Genomic DNA, 20151 nt, shown 5'->3' on the forward strand with positions numbered 1-20151 from the left:
TGTCGGTGTCCTTCGTGGCAGCGGTGTCGGGCGGGTTCAGCGCGTCAGGCGCCGCGGGCTCGTGAGGAACCCTATGCCCCACGCCCAGTGCATCGTCGCGAGCACGACCGGCAGGCTCGCCCGCGTGCGGGCCGACTCGCCGCCGGAGATGGCGAGGCCGCCCGCGGTGACGCCGGCGACGTAGGCGGCGGGCACGGCCCAGGCCGGGTGCCAGAAGAAGCCGAGGACTGTCGCGACCGTCGTGACCCCGACCATCGTCGGCGGCGCGAGGTAGCGCGGGTTGATGGTGCCCTCGTGGTAGCGGGCGACGACACGGCGCCAGCGTCCGTAGTGGAAGTACTGCCTCGCGAGGGCGCTCACGGACGCCCGCGGCCGGTAGGTGACCTTGAGCTCGGGGGTGAACCACACCCGTCCGCCGGTCTCGCGGATGCGGTGGTTCATCTCCCAGTCCTGCGCGCGGGAGAAGTGCGGGTCGTAGCCACCGACGCGCTCGAGCGCCTCGCGGCGGAAGACACCGAGGTACACGGTGTCGGCCTCGCCGGCCTCGCCGCCGGTGTGGAAGCGGGACGCACCGACGCCGAGGGGGCTGCGCATCGCGCACGCGACCGCGCGCTCGAAGTCGGTGGTGCCGCGCGCGTCCATGACGCCGCCGACGTTGTCGGCGCCGACCCGGTGCAGCTCGCGGACGGCGCGCGAGACGTAGTCGTCGGGGATCTCGGCGTGCCCGTCGACGCGCACGATCACCGCGCCGGTCGAGGCACCGATCGCGGCGTTGAGGCCGTCCGGGGTGCGCCCGCTCGGGTTGCGCACGAGACGGACCCGCGGGTCCTCCGCGGCCAGCGCCTCGGCGACCGCGTCCGTGCCGTCGGTCGACGGGCCGAGTGCGAGGACGACCTCGATGGGGCCGGCGTAGTCCTGGGTGAGGATCATCGCGACGGCGTCGCGCAGGTGCCGCTCCTCGTTGAGCAGCGGCATGATGACGCTGACCGGCGGGGTCAGCTGCGTCGACGCGTCCACGCTGGTGTTCCTCGTCCTCTGCTCGTCGTCCCGGGGCCCGGTCGCGGCTCCCGTGTACCGCCCGCTGCCCGGGGCGCGAGCGGCGACCAGCCTACTGGAGGGTCGGGAGTCGACCGCGGGGCGCCCGAGCCACGAGGACGCGCCGGCCGCCGGGCCTCCCGGGCCCACCACGACCCGACCGGGCCCGGTGCCGCCGCGGGAGCGGGCCTTCGCACTCGAGCGTGCTCGCGGCGCTCGCGGGGAGTGGGGCGCCGCCTCCGGGGAGGGGCGGCGGCGCCCGCCACTCGGACCCCCGGTGACGACGCAGCGCCGCGGACACGGGCACGCTGTTTGACCTCGTGTCCAAGGGCGTCGCAGCCGCGAACGGCCGCGCCGCCCCCGGCGGTGCACGACCACCATACGGCGGGGTCGCGCGATCATCAAGCAGTTCGACCATCGCGTCACGTGGCGGTCGGCCTGCTCCGCCGCCGATCCGCGACTCGGTAGGTTTGGGACCATGACCCCCACCCGTGCCGCCGACCGGGCTGCGGCGACCGCCGCCCTGCGCGAGCTCATCCTCGCCGGCGAGCGCTACCGCCTCGCCGCGGCCGAGCACCTCGACCTCACCGTCAACGAGAGCCGCGCCATCAGCTACCTGCTGGCCCGCGGGTCGATGGGCCAGACCGAGCTGTCCCAGGCCCTGGGACTCACGACGAGCTCGACGACCACGCTCGTCGACCGGCTCGAACGCCGCCACCTCGTCGAGCGGGTGGCCGACCCGGCCGACCGGCGTCGGAGCACGGTGCGCATCCCCGAGGCCGACCTGCGCCGGCTCGGGCAGGTGCACGACTGGGTGCCGCACACCTTCGACACGCTCGACCCGGCGAGCCTGCCGCATGTCACGGAGGTCCTCACGACCATCACCGAGGCGCTGCGGGGCGTCGCGGCCGACATCCACGCCTCCAGCTCGAGCACCCGCGGGAACCGGCGCCGGCACTGAGCCTCGTCGCCCGGTCAGCCCTTGAGCAGCTGGCGTGCCATGACGATGCGCTGGACCTGGTTGGTGCCCTCGTAGATCTGGGTGATCTTGGCGTCGCGCATCATCCGCTCGAGCGGGAAGTCCTGGGTGTAGCCGGCTCCCCCGAGCAGCTGCACGGCGTCGGTCGTCACCTTCATCGCGACGTCCGACGCGTAGCACTTGGCCGCTGCCCCGAAGAACGAGAGGTCCTTGTCACCGCGTTCGGACTTGGCCGCCGCGACATAGACCATCTGGCGCGCGGCCTCGAGCTCCATCGCCATGTCGGCGAGCATGAACTGGATCCCCTGGAAGTCGGCGATGTGCTTGCCGAACTGCTTGCGGTCCTTGACGTAGGCCAGCGCGACGTCGAGCGCCCCCTGGGCGATGCCGACGGCCTGCGCGCCGATGGTGACGCGCGTGTGGTCGAGGGTGCGCAGCGCGATCTTGAGGCCGTCACCGACCTGGCCGACGACGCGGTCACCGGGGATCCGGACGTCGTCGAAGTGCAGCTCGCGGGTCGGGCTGCCCTTGATGCCGAGCTTGCGCTCCTTCTCGCCGAAGGTGAACCCCGGGTCGGACTTCTCGACGACGAAGGCCGTGACGTTGCCACCCCGGGGACCGTCGGGGTCGGTGACGGCGAGGACCGTGTAGTACTCGGACACACCGGCATTCGTGATCCACGACTTCTGGCCGTTGAGCACCCAGCCGTCGCCGTCCTGCCGGGCGCGGCACTTCATGGACGCGGTGTCCGAGCCGGCCTCGCGCTCGGAGAGCCCGTACGAGAACGTCGTCCGGCCCTGGGCCAGGGGCGGGAGGTAGCGTCCCTTGAGCTCGTCGCTGCCGTCGAGGATGAGCGGGAGCGAGCCGAGCTTGTTGACGGCGGGGATGAGCGAGGCGGACGCGTCGACGCGGGCGACCTCCTCGATGACGATGCACGTCGCGAGCGCGTCGGCGCCGACGCCGTCGTACTCCTCCGGCACGTGGGGGGCGAAGAAGTCCGAGGCCACGAGGGCGTCGTGCGCCTCCTGCGGGTAGCGGGCCTCCGCGTCGACCGCCGCCGCGAAGGGCGCGATCTTGTCCTCGGCCACGGCGCGTACGGCCTCCCGCAGCGCCTCGTGGTCCTCGCTGGTGCGGTACAGGTCGAAGTCGGCGTTCGTGCTCACGGCCTGATCCTACTCACGGGTTCGGATTAGTAGGACGTCCTCGTGATCGACGCCACGAGTACCGCGCCGCGGCGCACTTTCCGACGCGGAAGCGGCCCCGACGCCGCCAGTACCGCGCCACGGCGCGGCTTCCGCGGGAGGTGGCCGCCACCCCTCGGACACCGGCTCCCACTCCTCGGACGCCGCTGTCTACACTGCGGGCAGGTCATGAGCGCCAGCGCCAAGCCCCGGCTCGCTGGCCGGCAACCCTCCCAACCGCGGCGGGGTGCCCCGGGTGAGGACCTGGCCCGACGTCGACAGCCGGCGCGGGCAAGCGCGGAGACCCTCTCCCCGCACCGAGCCGTCGGTGCGCCGGGCCGTCGGGACGACGACCGGTCATCGACCCGAACCAGGAAGAGCAGACCACGATGACCGAGCCGAACTGGTCCTTCGAGACCAAGCAGATCCATGCCGGACAGAGCGCCGACAGCGCGACCGGTGCGCGCGCCCTGCCGATCTACCAGACGACGAGCTACGTCTTCGACGACACCGACCACGCGGCGAACCTGTTCGGGCTCAAGGAGTTCGGCAACATCTACACGCGGATCATGAACCCGACGACGGATGTCGTGGAGCAACGCATCGCCGCACTCGAGGGCGGTGTCGGGGCCCTCCTCGTCGCCTCGGGACAGTCGGCCACCACCCTGGCCCTGCTCAACATCGCCGAGGCCGGTGACCACATCGTCGCCTCGCCGAGCCTCTACGGCGGCACCGTCAACCTGCTGAGGTTCACGTTCCGCAAGCTCGGCATCGAGGTGAGCTTCGTCGAGGACCCCAGCTCGGTCGACGCGTGGCGTGCCGCCGTGCGGCCGAACACGAAGGCGTTCTTCGGCGAGACGATCGCCAACCCGAAGGCCGAGGTGCTCGACATCGAGGCGGTCGCGGCGGTCGCGCACGAGCACGGCGTCCCCCTCGTCGTGGACAACACCATCGCGACCCCGTACGTCATCCGCCCGATCGAGTGGGGCGCCGACGTCGTCGTCCACTCCGCGACGAAGTACCTCGGCGGTCACGGCACGTCCATCGCCGGCGTCATCGTCGACGCGGGCCGGTTCGACTACGGCGCCGACCCGGAGCGGTTCCCGAACTACAACACCCCCGAGGAGAGCTACCACGGCCTCGTCTTCGCCCGGGACCTCGGCGTCGGCAGCCCGCTCGGGGCCAACCTCGCCTACATCCTCAAGGCGCGTGTGCAGCTGCTGCGGGACCTCGGGCCGGCCGCGGCACCGTTCAACGCGTTCCTCATCGCCCAGGGCCTCGAGACGCTGTCGCTGCGCATCGAGCGCCACCTCGCGAACGCCACCAGGGTCGCTGCCTACCTGCAGGGTCACCCCCAGGTGGAGCGGGTCGTGTGGGCGTCGCTGCCGGACAGCCCCTCCCACGCCACGGCGCAGAAGTACGCGCCCCGTGGCGCGGGCGCGGTGCTCTCGTTCGAGATCGCCGGTGGTCTCGATGCCGGCAAGAGGTTCGTCGAGGCGCTGACCCTGCACAGCCACGTCGCGAACATCGGCGACGTGCGGTCCCTGGTCATCCACCCCGCCTCGACGACCCATTCGCAGGGCCCCGAGGAGGACCGCCTCGCGGCGGGCGTCACGCCGGGTCTCGTTCGCCTCGCCGTGGGCATCGAGCACATCGACGACATCCTCGCCGACCTCGAGCAGGGTTTCGCGGCCGCGAAGCCCTGAGCACCGGCGGAAGCCGGGGTGTGGCGGGTCGGCACGGCTGGCAGCATGTCGGCCATGCCGATCCGCTACCCCGCTCCCCTGCGTCCCGGCGACCGGGTCGGTGTCACCTCGCCGAGCTCGGGCGTCCAGGACCGCCTGTGGGGTCGGTTCACCCATGCCGTCCGGTGCCTGCGCGACCGCGGGTTCGACGTGGTGGTGGGCGAGCTCAACCACGCAACGAGTCACGTCAGCGGGCCGCGTGAGGCACGCGCGGCCGAGCTCATGTCGATGCTCACCGACCCCACGATCAGGGCCGTGGTGCCGCCCTGGGGTGGTGAGACCGGCATCGACCTGCTCGACCTGCTCGACCTGGACGCCGTCTCGTCCGCCGAGCCGACGTGGTGCGTCGGCTTCTCCGACACCTCGACGTGGCTGACCCCGCTCACCCTCACCACCGGCCTGGCCACGATCCACGGGCAGAACCTCATGGACACCCCGTACGTCCTGCCCGACGGCATCCTGCACTGGGTCGACGTCGCGTCGGCCTCAGCCGGCGAAGAGCTGGTGCAGCGCTCCCCCGGGCGGTTCCGCTCCGGCGGCTGGGACGACTACGCCGCCGACCCGACGGTCTCGCGGATGACCCTCGACGGACGCGGTACGTGGACCCGCATCGACCCGGGGCACGAGGGTGAGCCCGCGGGCTTCTCGGGGCGGCTCGTCGGTGGCTGCGTCGAGACGATCAGCTTCCTCGCCGGCAGCACCTACGGCGACACGAGCACCTTTGCCGCACGGCACGCCCCGGAGGGCCTCGTCGTCCTGCTCGACATCGCCGAGTGGCCCTCGTACGACGTCTGCCGTGCCCTTCACGCCATGCGGTTGCGCGGCTTCTTCGACGCGGCCACCGGCATCCTCGTGTCCCGCACCAACGCCCCGGAGCCGGGCGGGTTCACCCAGCACGACGCCGTCAGCGACGCCCTCGGCATGCTCGGCGTGCCGATCCTGGCCGACGTCGAGTGCGGGCACGTCGCGCCGTTCCTCGCGCTCGTGCAGGGCGCCACGACGTCCGTCGAGCACGACCCGGCAGCCGGCACGCACACGGTCGTGCAGCGCCTCGACTGACGACGCGCGACTCCGCGGCTGGCTAGCCGACGACCTCGTCGAGGTAGCACCAGCGCCACGTCTCACCCGGCTCGATGGAGCGGATGACCGGGTGTCCGACGTCGTGGAAGTGCGCCGTCGCGTGCTTGAACTCCGAGGAGTCGCAGCAGCCGACGTGACCGCACTGCAGGCACAGGCGCAGGTGCACCCACGTCGTGCCGGCGCGGAGGCACTCCTCGCAGCCCTCGGGCGTGCGCGGCTCGGCGCACGAGTCGGTGTCCTCCAGGTGCTCGCACGGGCTCTCGAGGGTCTCCACGGGCAACATCTCGCTCTCTGCCAGTCGTTCCTGCTGGTCGTCGATGCGGTCCAGCATCGTCTCCTCGAGGTCGAGGGCCCCGAGGACGACGCGGAGCACGGTCTGGTCGGCCCGACCCTCGTCACGCAGCCGCAGCACCTCGCCGCGCTCGGCCTGCAGCATCGTCATGCGGGCACGGACGTAGCGCTCGCTCGGCGTCTCGTCGACGTCGGCGCCCCTCGGACCGAGGCGCTCCCACATCTGGTTGAGCCGGTCGTCGGCGCGGTCCCGCAGCGTCGTCCGCGTCGCGTCGTCGACGTCGGGCATCGCGTCGAGGGCCTCCAGCCCGGCCCGCGTCGCGGCCTGGAGCACGGTCGCGGCCTGGAGGGCGTCCTCACGCGGGTCGGGGCCGCGCACCCCGAGCCGACGCGCGAGGCGCGGCAGGGTCGTGCCCTGGACGAGCAGCGTCCCCACCGTGACGACGACGGCGACGAGGACGAGGACGTCGCGGTGCGGCGTCTGGTCCGGCAGGAGCAGCGCGGCCGCGAGCGTCACGACGCCACGCATGCCGGCCCACGACAGCACCGCCGAGTGCGACCACGGCGACGGCGCCTCGAGGCGGAGCACGCTGGACTTGAACCACCGGAACGGGAACACCCAGACCGGCCGGGCGAGCAGGACCACGACGAGCGTGCCGAAGGCGGCGAGCGCGATGGTGCCCCACGACAGCGACGACGCGCGCACCTTCTCGACCACGTACGAGACCTGCAGGCCGATGAGGAGGAACACGGCGTTCTCGAGGAGGAACTGGATGGACCCCCAGTTGATCCGCTCGGACAGCCGTGACGCGCCGGTCTGCGACCGCGGCGACCGGTGACCGAGGACGATGCCGGCGGTGACGACGGCGATGACCCCCGACGCGTGCAGCTCCTCGGCGGGGACGTAGGCGGCGAAGGGCACCATGAACGACAGGACGGTGTCGAAGGCGGCCTCGGTCGAGAACCGCTTGCGCAGGACGAGGACGACCAGCGACACCACGAAGCCGATCGCCGCACCACCGACCGAGGCCCAGAGGAACTGTCCGACGACACCGCCGAAGGTCAGGGTCTGCGCCCGGTCGCCCGTCGCGAGACCGGCCGCGGTGAGCGCCGTGCTCAGCGCGACGAGCGCCGTCGCGTCGTTGACGAGCGACTCGCCCTCGAGGATCGTCACGAGCCGCCGCGGCAGCCCGATCTGCCGTCCGACCGCGGTGGCCGCGACCGCGTCGGGCGGGGCCACGACGGCACCGATGGCGAACGCCACGGCGAACCCGAGGCCGATCAGCTGGTGCAGGAACACCGCGACGGCGAGGGCGGTGAACAGCACCAGCCCCACCGACAGCGACACGATCGTGCCCTTGTACGTGCGGACGTCGACGAGCGAGGTCTGGATGGCGGCCGCGTAGAGCAACGGCGGCAGGATGCCGAGGAGCACCTCCTCGGGGGTCAGGGCCACCTGGGGCACGAAGGGCAGGTAGGACCCGACGATGCCGACGAGCATGAGGACGAGCGGTGCGGGCAGGCGCAGACGGTCAGCCAGCCACGCGCCGCCGAGGACGGTCGCGGCGATCGCCAGCAACCCGGTCGCGATCTCCACCGGGCCATCCTGCCAACATGCGGCCCCCTGCGCGTCATCGGACCGCCGCGTGGGCGGCCCGGGGGCTCAGAAGAACGAGCGGACCGCCTCGATGACGCGCTCCTGGTCGGCCTCGGTCAGCTCGGTGGCACAGGGCAGCGAGACGCCGCGGGCGAAGAGCCCCGAGCCGACCCCGCCGCCGAGCACCGGCGCCGTCGCGAACGGCGGCTGCGCGTGCAGCGGTCGCCACAGCGCGCGGGCGCCGACCCCGAGCGCGTGGAGGTGTCCGAGCAGCTCGTCCCGGCCGCGGCCGTCACCCTCGGGCACGAGCACCGAGTAGAGCCAGTACGTCGCGTCGAGACCCTCGACGCGCGGCGGCAGGACGAGCGGGAGGCCGGCGAACGCCTCGTCGTACCGCGTCGCGATCCGGTGCTTGGCCGCGACGAACTCGTCGAGGCGCTCGAGCTGGGCCAGGCCCAGGCCCGCGGCCAGGTTGGTGAGCCGGTAGTTGTAGCCGACCTCGTCGTGCAGGTACCCGACGTCGGGAACCTTGGCCTGGGTGGTCAGGTGGCGGGCCCGCGCGGCGAGCTCGTCGTCGTCGGTGACGAGCATCCCGCCGCCACCGGTCGTGGCGATCTTGTTGCCGTTGAAGGAGAAGCAGCCGACCCGCCCCACGGTGCCGGTGTGCGACCCGGCGTACCGACCGCCGGACCACGTGGCGCCGAGCGACTCGGCGGCGTCCTCGAGGATCGCGACGCCGTGGCGTGCGCACGCATCGACGAGGGGTTCCATGTCGGCGGGCTGGCCGAGGACGTGCACCACCTCGACGACCTTCGGCAGCGGGCGACCCTCGGCGGCCCGGCGGTCCAGCTCGCCGGCGACCAGCTCGGGGTCGAGGTTCCACGTGCGGGCCTCGGAGTCGACGAGCACCGGGCGCGCCCCGACGTAGGCGATGGGGTTGACCGACCCGACGAAGGTGAAGTCGGAGCAGAACACCTCGTCGTCCCGCTCGACGCCGAGCAGCAGCAGACCGACGTGGATCGCGGCCGTCCCCGTTGCGCAGGCGACGGCGTGCCGGGCCCCGACGCGCTCGGCGAACCGGTGCTCGAACTCCGAGACGAACGGTCCGACGGACGAGACGAACCCGGACTCGACCGCCTCGAGGACGTACCGACGCTCGAGCTCGCCGATGTTGGGGACGGCCAGCGGGATCGTGCCCTCGGGCCCGCGCGAGCCCGGCGCGTGCGCCTCCCCGGCCGGCGGCCTCGCTGCGCCCGTCGTCACCGGTGGTACCGCCCGGCCGTCTCGGGGTCGACCCGCGGGCGCAGCCATTCTGCCGTCGCGGCCAGGCCCTCCTCGAGTGACACGGTCGGCGCCCAGCCGAGGACCGCGTTGGCGCGCGACGGGTCCGACAGGAGGACCTGCACCTCGGAGTTCTCCGGGCGGATGCGGTCGCTCTCGGTGACGACGTCGGCGTCGTTGCCGGTGACCTTCTTGCACAGCTCGACGACGTCGCCGACCGACACGGTGCGCCCGGTGCCGAGCTGGATCGTCGTCCCCGGCTCGACGTCCGCGAGGGCGGCACGCACGAAGCCGTCGGCGGTGTCGCTGACGAAGGTGAAGTCGCGCCTGGGCGTCACGTCGCCGAGCCGCAGCTCGGACGCGCCGGCGAGCAGCTGCGACAGGACCGTCGGGATGACGGCGCGTGTGGACTGGCGCGGGCCGAAGGTGTTGAAGGGCCGCAGCGTCGTGACCGGCGTGCCGAACGACAACGCGTACGACTCGCACATCTTGTCGGCCGAGATCTTCGTCGCCGAGTACGGCGACTGGCCGCGCAGCGGGTGCTCCTCGGTGATCGGCACCGACTCGGGCGTGCCGTACACCTCGGACGTCGACGTGTTGACCATCCGCGGCACGCCCTGGCGGCGCACGGCCTCGAGGACGTTGAGGGTGCCGATGACGTTGGTCTCGACGTAGGAGCGGGGCGCCACGTACGAGAACGGGATCGCGATGAGCGCGGCGAGGTGCAGCACGACGTCGACGCCCTCGGCGCTGGCCATGACGTGCTCGGGGTCGCGGATGTCACCGAGGACGACCTCGGCCCGGCCGTCGCGCACCGCGCGGCGGAAGGTGTCCGACTCGTCGAGCCAGCCGGTCGAGCCGTTGGAGTTGTAGAGGCAGAAGGCCCGCACCTTCGCGCCGTCGGCGAGGAGCCGCTCGACGACGTTGCTGCCGATGAAGCCGTCGGAGCCGGTCACGAGCACGGTCTTGTCGGCGATCGACCCGGTCATCGGCTGGGGCGTGGGTTCCGTTGTCACAGCTGCCTTCTCGTCGTGTGGGTTCGTCGTACTCGTCATGCTCGTGGCTCGTCGTCGTGCTGGTCAGTCGTCGTGCTGGTCAGTCGTCGTGCTCGTCGGTCGTCGGCCTGGTCGGGTCGACGTCGGGCTCGGACGGAGGCCGGCGCCCTCAGCCCTGGCCCTGCGCGCGGGCGAGGTCACCGGGCGTGCCGACGTCGATCCACTCGGACTGGATCGGCCAGGCCGTCACCGGCTCGCCCCGCCCGAGGCACGTCTCGACGAGCTCGGGCATCGTGCTCGCCCGGCCGGCGGGCAGCCACGCGAGCGCGCGCGGCTCGACCGCGTAGACGGCGGCGTTGATGTCGAGGCTGAGGGTCGGCTTCTCGGACAGGCCGGTGACCCGCCCGCCCTCGCTCTCGACGACGCCGAACGGTACCTCGTGCTGGTAGGTGCGGGTGGCCACCGTGAGGGCGGCACCGGTGCGCAGGTGCGCCTCGAGGAGCTGGCCCGCGCTGTAGTCGACCATGAGGTCGCCGTTCATGACGACGACCGGGTGGGCGAGGTCGGGGCGCTGCTCGCGCAGCAGGGTGAGCGAGCCTGCGGTGCCGAGCGGCAGGTCGGGCTCCTCGCGCAGGTAGCGGACCGTGCAGCCGAGGCGCGAGCCGTCGCCGAGGTGCTCCTCGATCTGGTCGGCGAGGTAGTTGACGCTGACGTAGATGTCGCGGATGCCGTCGCCGACGAGACCGAGGACGATCCACTCGAGGATCGAGCGGCCGGCGACCGTCATGAGGGGCTTCGGGGTGTCGCGGGTCAGGTCGCCGAGACGGGTGCCACGACCTCCGGCCATGACGACGGCGACGTTGGGTAGCGGTGCCGACCCGACGACGTCGGACAGCGTGTGCAGCCCGACGAGCGTGCCGTCGTCGGCGACCTCCGGCACCGCGGAGATCCGCAGCGCCTGCATGAGGTCGAGGACGAGCGCCCGCGGTGAGCCGGCGGCCACGACCTGCGGGCTCGTCGTCGCGTGCTCCAGGGCCGGGTCGTCGAGGCTGGACCCCTTGAGGAAGGCGCGCCGCAGGTCGCCGTCGGTGAGCAGCCCGGCGAGGCGGCCGGCGTCGTCGACGAGGAGGCAGACGAGCGTCGCGCTGCGGTCGACGACCTCGAGGGCGTCCCGGATCGTCGCCGTCGTCGGCGCGCTCGCGGCGCGCAGGTCTCGGGCGGTCACCGGTCCTCCTCGCCCGTCGGCCTCGCTGGTGCGGCTCCGTCGCGGACGGGCAGGTCGACGAAGCGCTTGACGCGCGGGGCGGTGCCCGCTCCCCGAACGATAGCGAGGATGCGCCCGCTGGCATCACCCGCTCCGTACGGGTTGGTGGTCGCGCGGGCCCGCGCGCGGGCCGCCGCGGTCAGCGCCGCGCGCACGGCGGTCTCCACGGGGACGCGTCCCTCCTCGGCATGGGCGACGTTGGCGCCCCGCAGCCGGCCCCGCTGCCGCTCCCCCACGTCGACGGCCGGCACCCCGACGCTGGCCGCCTCGATGACGCCCGAGCTGGAGTTGCCGACGACGACGTCGGCCGACGCGAGGACCCGCGGGTAGTCCCGACCGAGGGCCTCGACGACGCGCAGCCGTGGCTCGTGGGCCGCGACCTGCTCGAGCGCGGCGATGATCGCCTCACGCCCCTCGTCCATGCCGGGGTGGGTCGCCACGACGGTGCCCGACGCGGCGAGCGTCGCCTCGAGGGCCTCGCGCGCCCACCTCCCTACCGGGGCCCCGGGCTGGGCCGTCGGCGGGTGGTAGGTGAACAGTGCGAAGGGACGCGTCACCGCGTCGACGCCGACGAGGGTCGCCAGCGCGGCGTCGTCGAGCGGCTCGGCGGCCGCGAGCCGGTCGAGGCCGGGGGCCCCGGTGACGTGGACCCGGTCGGCCGGCTCGCCCATCTGCCGAAGGCGCGTCGCGGCCTCCTCCGAGGCGACGCAGTGCTGGTCGGCGAGCTTGGTGACGGCGTGCCGGACCCGTTCGTCGACGGCACCCTCGGTCACCTCGCCACCGTGCAGGTGGACCACCGGCACGCCGAGCAGGAAGGCCGGCGGCACGACGTAGAGCAGCTCCCACCGGTCCCCGAGCACGACGAGGGCGTCGGCGTCGAGCCGGCCGAGCACCTCCCCGGCGGCCCGGGCGATCACCGCGCCCTGCTCGAGCTGCGTCCCCACGGTGACCGCTGTCATCGGGTCGGCCAGCGGCTCGACGCGGGAGCGCCACTCCTCGGGAGCCAGCACGGGCGGCAGCGCCGCGGCCAGGTCGTCGGGCGCGTACATCACGCCGGTCAGCACGTGCAGCTCGACGTCGTCGGCCGCCGCGAGCGCCTCGAGCACGGGCGAGAGCGGGCCGAGGTCGGCACGCGTGCCGACGAAGACGGCGACGGTCGTGCGGTCGCCGCCGTGCGCACCGGGAGCCGGCACGTCAGGCCTCGAGGTCGGCGTCGGTGAGCGGCGCGCCGGCCGTGACGCCACGGACGAGGACGCGTCCACGCACGTCGACGGCCGGGCTGAGCCCGCCCTCGGGCCGGAGCAGCCGCAGGTCCGCGCCGGTCAGGGTGTGCCCGGCGGGCAGGTCGGACGCCACGTGCCACGACCGGCGCACGAGCGTCGCGTTCTCCTCCTCCGAGGGCTGGCGCACCTTGACGCCGTCCCCCAGGGCCCGGGCCAGCGCCTTGGTCTCGCGGACGTACTCGCTCAGGGCGTCGGGCTCGAGGCTCGCGAGGTGGTCGGGGCCCGGCAGCGAGCGGTCGGCGGTGAAGTGCTTCTCGAGCACCGGCGCGCCGAGCGCCACCGCGCCCAGGGCGGTGGTCAGGCCCGGCGTGTGGTCGGACCAGCCGACGGGCACCCCGTGCCGGGCCGCGAGCGCGGGGATGACCCGCAGGTTGCACTCGTCGACGGGCGCCGGGTAGGCCGACACGCAGTGGAACAGGACCAGGCCGGGGGCGTCGGCGCACGCCTCGACGGCCTCGGCCACCTCCGCCCCGGTGCCCATCCCCGTCGACACGAGGAGGGTCACGCCGAGTCGCGAGAGCTCGCGCAGGTACGGCAGGTTCGTCAGCTCGCCCGAGCTGACCTTGAGCGCGGTGAGCCCGAGGCCGACCAGCAGCTCGGCGCTGTCGAGGTCGAACGGGGTGGACAGGAACGTCGTGCCGGCCTCGCGCGCGTGGTCGCGCAGCTCGGCCCAGACGGACCCCGGCAGCGTCAGTGCCTCGAGGAGGCTGCGCTGGTCCGAGCTGCCGCCGCGGTCGCGCTGGTACGGCGTCGTGGCGGCGGCCGAGGAGACGAGCTTGTCCGGCGAGAAGGTCTGGAACTTCACGGCGTCCGCGCCGGCGGCCGCGGCGATGTCGACGAGCCGGTGGGCGAGGTCGAGGTCGCCGTTGTGGTTGACGCCCGCCTCGGCGATGACGTGGACCTGTCCCGGCGTCGGCACGGTCGTGCCCGCGAGGTCGACGGGGCGGACGCCCGGCGCACCTCCGGCCGGTGCGTGCGGGTCGAGCGGGTCGGTGGTCACGGGCGTTCTCCGGTCCTGCGGGGGTGGCTCGTCTCGGGGGTGCGCGACCCTTGGGAGTCCTGGAGGGTCCGGGAAGCCGCGACGCTTCCTGCGGTCCGGCGGGCGGGGACGCCGACGACGGTGGCGCCGTCGGGCACGTCCTCGGTGACGACGGCGCCGGCCCCGACGGTGACGCCGGCCCCGACACGGACGCCCGGTAGGACGCGGGCCCCGCTGCCGACCAGCGAGCCGGCGCCCACCGATGCGGCCCCGAGGAGCACGGCGCCAGGTGCGACGTGGACGCCGTCACCCACCGTGCAGTCGTGCTCGACGACGGCCGCGGTGTTGACGACGACGGCGGTGCCGAGGGAGGCCGCGGGCCCGACGTGGGCGTGCTCGAGCACGACGGTGCCCGCGCCGAGCCGGGCTTGCGGGGCGACCGTGGCGGTGGCGGCCACGACGGCCGGTGCCGCGAGACCGCGCTCTGCGACCTGGCCCAGCAGCCGGGTGCGCGCGGGGTTGCTGCCGATCGCGACCGCGACGTCGAGGGCGTCGGCGGCCGCGCGGTCGAGCGCGTCGACGTCGGTCTCCAGGGCCTCCACGTGCCAGGCCCGCCCACCGGCGTCGCCCGCGACCGCGACGACACGGTGGCCGGCGCGCTCGAGGACGTCGACGACCGAACGCGCGTGCCCGCCGGCGCCGAGGACGACCCAGCCCGCCACGTCAGGCCCCCTGCCGCACGTGGCCGAGCGAGGTCGCCGCCTCGGCGAGGGCACCGCCGACCTTGCGAATGTTCTCGGGCTCGAGGACGGCCGGCACGCGAGGGGGGTCGAGCACGAGGCCCTCCCACGAGTTGCGCACGTACGAGTGGACGAACCAGTCGTCGATGTCGCGCTGCTCGGCGCCCAGCGACTCCCATCCGCGGTCCTCGACGAACTGCGGCAGGTCGTCGGGACTGGCGAGGGTGGCGACGTTGCCGAGCGCGCTCCAGGGCATCCGTGCACCCGACACGACGGGAAGGCCGAGCAGCCCGGCCTCGAGACCGACGGTCCCCGTGGCCGTCGTCGTGAACACGGCGCGCTTCATGAGGTCCCGCGAGTCGGCGAACGGGTCGATGGTCGCGATGTTCGGGTGGAGGTCGAACTGCGGCCAGTAGTCGGGGTCGCGTCGCCACATGAAGTGGGCGTGCTCCTTGACGGCGACGCCGATGTCGAGGGGTGCGAGGGCGTCGGCGAGGACTCGAGCCGTGTACGCCTGGTCACGCCACTCCTGCCCCATGACGTCGGCACTGGACTCGGGCTGCACCTGCAGGGGCAGGAAGACGAACCGCTCGGGCACCGGGTCCCACCGCCGGGACTGGTACTCGCGCAGGTTGAGCCGTGCCTTGACCGGGTTGAGCCATGGCAGCCGCGCGTAGTCGCTGGGCCGAGGAAGCTGGAGGTTGGCGCCGCGGTCGACCGCGAACTCCCGGACGCGGTCGGTGGCCAGACGCCAGATCTCGCCGCCGGTCTCGACCTTGAGGTTGCGGGCGTAGCCCATGGGACGGCCGTGCTCGGTCCTCCAGTCGGAGATGAACCGCTCGCCCGCCTCGACGGCGGAGGAGTCCTCGACCTGCCTCTCCCACAAGGTGATTCCCTTGGGGGCGCCGATGAGGCCGAACCGGTCGGAGGGCAGGCGGATGCCGCGCGGCCACGTCGCGAGACCCCCGTGGTGGGTCACGAGCCCGGCCGTGAGCAGCTCGGAGGTGACGGTGAACTCGACGAGCGCGAGCATCGGCCCGCGGTCGGCGATGACGGCCTCGAGCTCCTCGGCGGCGAGGTTGAGGAAGTTCATCGCGGTGTCGACCCGGTTGCGGCGCAGGGCCCGCTCGGACACGAGCAGGTCGAGCGGGTCCAGGCCGACGCCGGCGCAGGCGCGCTTCAGGGCGGCGTGCGGGGCCAGCCCGCTGACGACGTTCGCCCTGCGCGCCCGGGCGTAGGGCAGCCGCACGACGGTGGCCCGGGGCGCGTGGCGGCGTACCCATGCCAGGTTGGCGTCGGTGCGCACGACGAGGACGAGGTCCTTGGTCTCGAAGCCGGCGTGGACGAGCGCCGGAACGAGGAGGTCGTCGTAGCCCAGTCCCATGTGGACGAGGGGTGTCACCACGAAAGCGTCTCTCCTCAAAGGTCGAGCGGAAGGTCGAGCGGGTGGGGCGTGGTAAGCGCCGCCCGGCGGGCGCCTCATCCTATCCGCGCAGGCTCCGGAGGACGCCCGGCGCGAGGGCGAGGGCGCCGCCGGCGACGGCGACCGCGAGGGCGCCGCGCACCCACGCGCCCGCACCGTCGCCCGGCAGCGCGGCCCCGACGAGCGCGAGCGCGAACGAGGCCAGCGCCACTGCGGGCAGCCGAGCGGGCCACCTCAGCGGCGAGTGCCGCACGGCGAACCACGTCGTCGCGCCCACGAGCGCGACGTACGCCAGCGCCTTCGCGATCGCGACGCCGACGAGGCCGAGGCCGGCCACCGCGGCCAGCAGCCACGCCGACACGACGAGGACGCCGAGCGCCGCCAGCGCCGCCCAGGCGAGCCGCCCCGTGCGCTCGGCGTCGAGCACGGCGAGCGAGGCACCCTGGTAGACCATGTACGCCACGGCCACCGTCGACACGACGCCGAGGGCCGCGACGATGCCGGCCCGGTCGAAGGTCTGGTCGGTCATGAGCGCGACGAGCCACGGACCGAGGAGCGCGACGCCGGCGGCCCCCGCACCGACGACGGTGGTCAGGGCCGTGCCGGTGCGGGCGGTCCAGGCCCAGCGGTCCTCGAGCGGGCGCGACAGGACGAGCGGGCCCCAGGCGTTGAAGAGCGCGACGGCGAGGACGAAGGGCATGTTCCCCAGCTGCAGGGCCACCTGGTACTCGCCGGCCGCGCCGGCGCCCACGAGCCAGCCGGTGAGCAGCACGTCGCCGGACAGCAGCCCGAGCATCGCGACGGCCTGCGGCAGCAGGGGCGCCGCGAGCCGGATGCCGGCCCGGACACGGGCCCGCTCGACCGTCGGCGGCAACGGACGTCCGACGACGAGGGCGAGGAGGGCGGCGAGCACGACGACCGCCGCGTAGCCGACGAGGTAGCGACCCGCGGTCGGCTCGGCGCGAGCGGCGAGCACCCCGGCCGCTTGCGCACCGACCGTCGCCACGACCGCCAGCGCGAGAAAACCCCACGGCCGCAAGCGAGCCCGCATGAGGGTCTGACCGGAGACCACCGTGGTCAGCCCCACGGACGCGACGACGAGCGGCAGCCACACGGTGAGGTCGCCGTGGCCCACCGCCGACAGCACGAGGGCGACGACGAGGCCGACGACACCGAGCCCGAGCGCGAGCAGGACCATCGTCCCGGCCAGGGCGCGCGCCACCCTCGGCCCCTCGGCGCCGCGGTGGTGCTCGCGCAGGATGACCTGCGGGAGCCCCGCGGCCGCGATGGTGCCGACCATCTGCACGACGACCAGCCCCGTGGCCACCAGACCGAACTCGGTCCGGCCGAGGACCCGGGTCGCGAACGGCAGGACGAGCAGGACCCCGAGGCCCTGCAGGGCGGTGCCGACGAGGTAGATGACCGAGTGGGTGCCGAGCGAGACCCCCGTCGCACCCCTCGCAGCGGCTGCACCAGTGGCAGCGACTGCGGCCGGGGCACCGGCTGCACCCGGCACGGACGCGGGCGCGGGCTCGGGCGGCTCGGTGTCGGTCGCCGGGGACTCGCGGTCGTCTGCCACGATGGGAAACCTACTAGGGCGAAGGAGGACCGGGTGAGCGCGACGTGAGCGCGGTCGTCGTCGTGCGAGGGGCCGGGTCGATCGGGCGCCGTCACGCCCGCGTCCTCGCGGGCATCGGGTGCACCGTCTCGCTGTGGCCGGTCCGGCCGCGCGGCAGCTCCACCGATCCCGACCTGCCCGGCGTCCGTCTCCTCGACGACGCGTCAGGCGCGGACGCGCTCGGCGGGGCGGACCTCGTCGTCGTGGCGACCGACACCGGGCGGCACGTCCCCGACACCGTGGCCGCCCTCGACGCCGGTGCGCGTCGCGTCCTCCTCGAGAAGCCCGTGGCCCCGACGCGGTCCGCCGCGGAGGCGCTCGCCGGGCATCCTCGCGCCGGTGACGTGTGGGTCGCCGCTCCCCTGCGCGCCCACGAGGCGTTCCGCCACGTCCTCGCCTCCACCGGCTCCGTCGTCGAGGGCACGCCCGGCGGGGTCGTGTCGGCGCACGCCTGGTCGCAGTCGTGGCTGCCCGACTGGCGTCCCGAGCGGGACCACCGGCAGTCCTACTCCGCCCGCGCCGGCGAGGGCGGCGTCCTGCGCGACCTCGTGCACGAGCTGGACTACCTCACCGTGCTCCTCGGTCCCCCGGCCCTGGTCGGCGCCCGGCTCGAGCACGACGGACCCCTCGACATCGAGGCCGAGCAGGCGGCGACGCTGCTGTGGTCGGCCGGGAGGGCGACCGTGACCTGCCGCCTCGACTACGTGACGCGCCCGGCGACCCGCGGCCTCGTGCTGCGGGGACCCGACGGGTGCCTGGAGTGGGACCTGCCCTCCGCGACGGTGCGTCACACCGCGGCCGACGGCTCGGTGACGCGCCGCACCTTCACGGCCGACCGGGACCGCGACGCGACGATGGCCACCCAGGCCCGCGCCGCCCTCGACCTGGCCCCGGCCGCCGACGCGTCGACGCGTCACCGTGCGGGCGCGCCCGCCACCCTCGCGGAGGGGCTGGCCACGCTGGACCTCTGCGACCGAGCGAGAGAGCTCTCGTGACGACGACACCGCCGACGACACCGCCGACGACACCACCCCCGACACCGCCGAGCCGGTCCCGCATCCTGGCGGTCATCCCGGCTCGCGGCGGCTCGAAGGGCCTGCCGGGCAAGAACATCCGGCCACTCGCCGGTCTTCCGCTCATCGCGCACTCGGTGCGCGCCGCCGCGGTCACGCCCGAGGTGACCCGGTGCGTCGTGACGACCGACTCGGAGCAGATCGCCGAGGTCGCGCGGGCCCACGGTGGCGAGGCTCCCTTCCTGCGCCCGGCGCACTTCGCCGGCGACGACGCCCCCATGGCACCCGTCGTGCGGCACGCGCTCGAGTGGGTCGAGGCCGACGAGGGGCGGCCCTACGACGCCGTCCTGCTGCTCGACCCGACGAGTCCGTGCCGCGTGCCCGCACAGCTCGCCGAGGCGACACGCCGCCTGGCCGCCGACCCCGGCCTCGACGGGGTGGTCAGCGTCTCCGAGCCGACGTTCAACCCGGTGTGGGTCGGCGTCCGCCCGGCCGACGCCACCCGGCCCGACGGTCCCCTGACCCGGTTCCTCGACGCCGGGACCGGCATCACCCGCCGTCAGGACGCCGCCCGGTTCCTGCGGATCAACGGCAACTTCTACCTGTGGCGGGCCGCCTTCGTCCGCCGGCTCGAGGCGTCGTGGTTCGACGAGGGCACCCATGCCGGCCTCGAGATCCCCGAGGCGCAGGCGTTCTCGATCGACGACGAGTACGAGTTCCGGCTCATCGAGGCCCTCGTGGGCGCCGGCCTCGTCACCCTGCCGTGGCTCGACGCCGCGGACGACCCGACGACAGGGGACGCCCGATGACGACCGACCGTCCGAGCGACGCCACGAGCAACCGCACGACCGGCCCCACCGACCTCGCCGACCTGACCGGACGGACCGCCGTCGTCACCGGCGGCGCCGGTCCCCTCGGCCGGGTGCTGTCCGACGCCCTGGCGGCGGCGGGGGCTCGGGTCGTCGTCGTCGACCTCGACGCGTCGGCGTGCGCCGAGGCCGCCACGGCCCTGCCCGGCTCGGACCACGTCCCGCTCGGCGCGAACCTCCTCGACCCCGAGGGGCTCTCGGACGTCGTCACTGCCGTGACCGCACTCGGCGCCTGTGACGTGCTCGTCCACAACGCGGCCTTCACCGGCACCTCCGGCGTGCCGGGCTACGCCGTGCCGTTCGAGGAGCAGACCGACGAGGCGTTCACGCTGGCCCTGGCCCTCAACCTCACGGCCCCGTTCTCGCTGACCAGGCGCCTCGCCCCCCTGCTGCGGGCCGGTGGCCACGGCAGCGTCGTCAACGTGTCGAGCATCTACGGTCTCGTCGGGCCCAACATGGGCCTCTACGCGGGGACCCGGATGGGCAACCCGGCGGCCTACGCGGCCAGCAAGGGCGGGCTCGCCCAGCTGACGCGGTACCTGTCGACCGTCCTCGCTCCGGAGGTGCGGGTCAACGCCTTCGCTCCCGGTGGCATCGCCCGGGGGCAGGACGACGCCTTCGTCGAGCGGTACGAGGCGCTGACGCCGCTGGGCCGGATGGGCACCGAGGACGACTTCCGCGGCGTCGTCACGTGGCTCGCGTCGGACGCGTCGGCGTACGTCACCGGGCAGGTCGTCGCCGTGGACGGCGGCTGGACGGCCTGGTAGGCCGCGCAGCC

General features: G+C 74.0%; 17 protein-coding genes and 1 riboswitch. Of the genes, 6 read left to right on the forward strand and 11 right to left on the reverse strand.

Features of this window, described 5'->3' with window-relative positions; all coding sequences use genetic code 11:
- Positions 1-36: 36 nt before the first annotated feature.
- The gene (locus AC1VM9_RS21005; protein WP_481344552.1) at positions 37-1017 is read right to left on the reverse strand and encodes a glycosyltransferase family 2 protein; all 981 of its coding nucleotides are present in this window, start codon (positions 1015-1017) and stop codon (positions 37-39) included.
- A 496-nt stretch (positions 1018-1513) separates the two neighbouring features.
- Here AC1VM9_RS21005 and AC1VM9_RS21010 point away from each other — a divergent pair, with 496 nt between their 5' ends.
- Positions 1514-1996, forward strand: coding sequence for a MarR family winged helix-turn-helix transcriptional regulator (locus AC1VM9_RS21010; protein WP_481340754.1), 483 nt, complete (start codon positions 1514-1516; stop codon positions 1994-1996).
- 14 nt (positions 1997-2010) lie between these two features.
- Here AC1VM9_RS21010 and AC1VM9_RS21015 read toward each other — a convergent pair whose 3' ends face one another.
- Complete coding sequence (locus AC1VM9_RS21015; protein WP_481340755.1) at positions 2011-3177, reverse strand: acyl-CoA dehydrogenase family protein; 1167 nt, start codon at positions 3175-3177, stop codon at positions 2011-2013.
- A gap of 203 nt (positions 3178-3380) precedes the next feature.
- Positions 3381-3499, forward strand: a riboswitch (SAM riboswitch).
- 55 nt (positions 3500-3554) lie between these two features.
- On the opposite strand from AC1VM9_RS21015, the gene AC1VM9_RS21020 reads away from it, so the two are divergent.
- Together AC1VM9_RS21020 and AC1VM9_RS21025 are read left to right on the forward strand one after the other, a co-directional pair.
- Positions 3555-4901: a bifunctional o-acetylhomoserine/o-acetylserine sulfhydrylase gene (locus tag AC1VM9_RS21020; protein ID WP_481340781.1), complete on the forward strand. Its 1347-nt coding sequence runs from the start codon at positions 3555-3557 to the stop codon at positions 4899-4901.
- A 54-nt stretch (positions 4902-4955) separates the two neighbouring features.
- Positions 4956-5999 (forward strand): LD-carboxypeptidase, encoded by a 1044-nt coding sequence (locus AC1VM9_RS21025; protein WP_483123917.1) that lies wholly within the window; start codon positions 4956-4958, stop codon positions 5997-5999.
- Between the two features lie 22 nt (positions 6000-6021).
- Here the strand turns inward: AC1VM9_RS21025 and AC1VM9_RS21030 are convergent, their stop codons facing one another.
- From AC1VM9_RS21030 to AC1VM9_RS21070, 9 genes are all read right to left on the reverse strand, one after another.
- Positions 6022-7908, reverse strand: coding sequence for a Na+/H+ antiporter (locus AC1VM9_RS21030; RefSeq protein ID WP_483123918.1), 1887 nt, complete (start codon positions 7906-7908; stop codon positions 6022-6024).
- A 66-nt stretch (positions 7909-7974) separates the two neighbouring features.
- Positions 7975-9171, reverse strand: coding sequence for a DegT/DnrJ/EryC1/StrS family aminotransferase (locus AC1VM9_RS21035; RefSeq protein WP_481340758.1), 1197 nt, complete (start codon positions 9169-9171; stop codon positions 7975-7977).
- Positions 9168-10205, reverse strand: a complete 1038-nt coding sequence (locus AC1VM9_RS21040; protein ID WP_483123919.1) for an SDR family NAD(P)-dependent oxidoreductase — start codon at positions 10203-10205, stop codon at positions 9168-9170. The genes AC1VM9_RS21035 and AC1VM9_RS21040 overlap by 4 nt, the downstream gene beginning before the upstream one ends.
- Before the next feature lie 148 nt (positions 10206-10353).
- On the reverse strand, positions 10354-11409 hold the full coding sequence (locus tag AC1VM9_RS21045; protein ID WP_483123921.1) for a sugar phosphate nucleotidyltransferase: 1056 nt from the start codon (positions 11407-11409) through the stop codon (positions 10354-10356).
- On the reverse strand, positions 11406-12641 hold the full coding sequence (gene neuC / locus AC1VM9_RS21050; RefSeq protein ID WP_483123922.1) for a UDP-N-acetylglucosamine 2-epimerase: 1236 nt from the start codon (positions 12639-12641) through the stop codon (positions 11406-11408). The genes AC1VM9_RS21045 and neuC overlap by 4 nt, the downstream gene beginning before the upstream one ends.
- A 1-nt stretch (position 12642) precedes the next feature.
- On the reverse strand, positions 12643-13731 hold the full coding sequence (locus AC1VM9_RS21055) for an N-acetylneuraminate synthase family protein (protein ID WP_483123923.1): 1089 nt from the start codon (positions 13729-13731) through the stop codon (positions 12643-12645).
- A complete protein-coding gene (locus AC1VM9_RS21060; RefSeq protein ID WP_483123924.1) occupies positions 13728-14432 on the reverse strand; it encodes a NeuD/PglB/VioB family sugar acetyltransferase in 705 nt (234 codons plus the stop codon). Before AC1VM9_RS21060 ends, AC1VM9_RS21055 begins: the two co-directional genes overlap by 4 nt.
- Position 14433: 1 nt before the next feature.
- Positions 14434-15855, reverse strand: coding sequence for a hypothetical protein (locus AC1VM9_RS21065; protein ID WP_483123925.1), 1422 nt, complete (start codon positions 15853-15855; stop codon positions 14434-14436).
- 79 nt (positions 15856-15934) lie between these two features.
- Positions 15935-17452, reverse strand: a complete 1518-nt coding sequence (locus tag AC1VM9_RS21070) for a lipopolysaccharide biosynthesis protein (protein WP_483123926.1) — start codon at positions 17450-17452, stop codon at positions 15935-15937.
- A 44-nt stretch (positions 17453-17496) separates the two neighbouring features.
- On the opposite strand from AC1VM9_RS21070, the gene AC1VM9_RS21075 reads away from it, so the two are divergent.
- From AC1VM9_RS21075 to AC1VM9_RS21085, 3 genes are read left to right on the forward strand one after another with little or no spacing between them, the layout of a single operon-like run.
- Positions 17497-18486 carry a Gfo/Idh/MocA family protein gene (locus AC1VM9_RS21075; RefSeq protein ID WP_483123927.1) on the forward strand — a complete coding sequence of 330 codons (990 nt, stop codon included), beginning with the start codon at positions 17497-17499 and terminating at the stop codon, positions 18484-18486.
- Positions 18483-19313, forward strand: coding sequence for an acylneuraminate cytidylyltransferase family protein (locus tag AC1VM9_RS21080; protein WP_483123929.1), 831 nt, complete (start codon positions 18483-18485; stop codon positions 19311-19313). Before AC1VM9_RS21075 ends, AC1VM9_RS21080 begins: the two co-directional genes overlap by 4 nt.
- The gene (locus AC1VM9_RS21085) at positions 19310-20140 is read left to right on the forward strand and encodes an SDR family oxidoreductase (RefSeq protein WP_483123930.1); all 831 of its coding nucleotides are present in this window, start codon (positions 19310-19312) and stop codon (positions 20138-20140) included. The genes AC1VM9_RS21080 and AC1VM9_RS21085 overlap by 4 nt, the downstream gene beginning before the upstream one ends.
- Positions 20141-20151 lie beyond the last annotated feature (11 nt).

It is taken from the genome of Monashia sp. HAY1-11D (assembly GCF_056868035.1).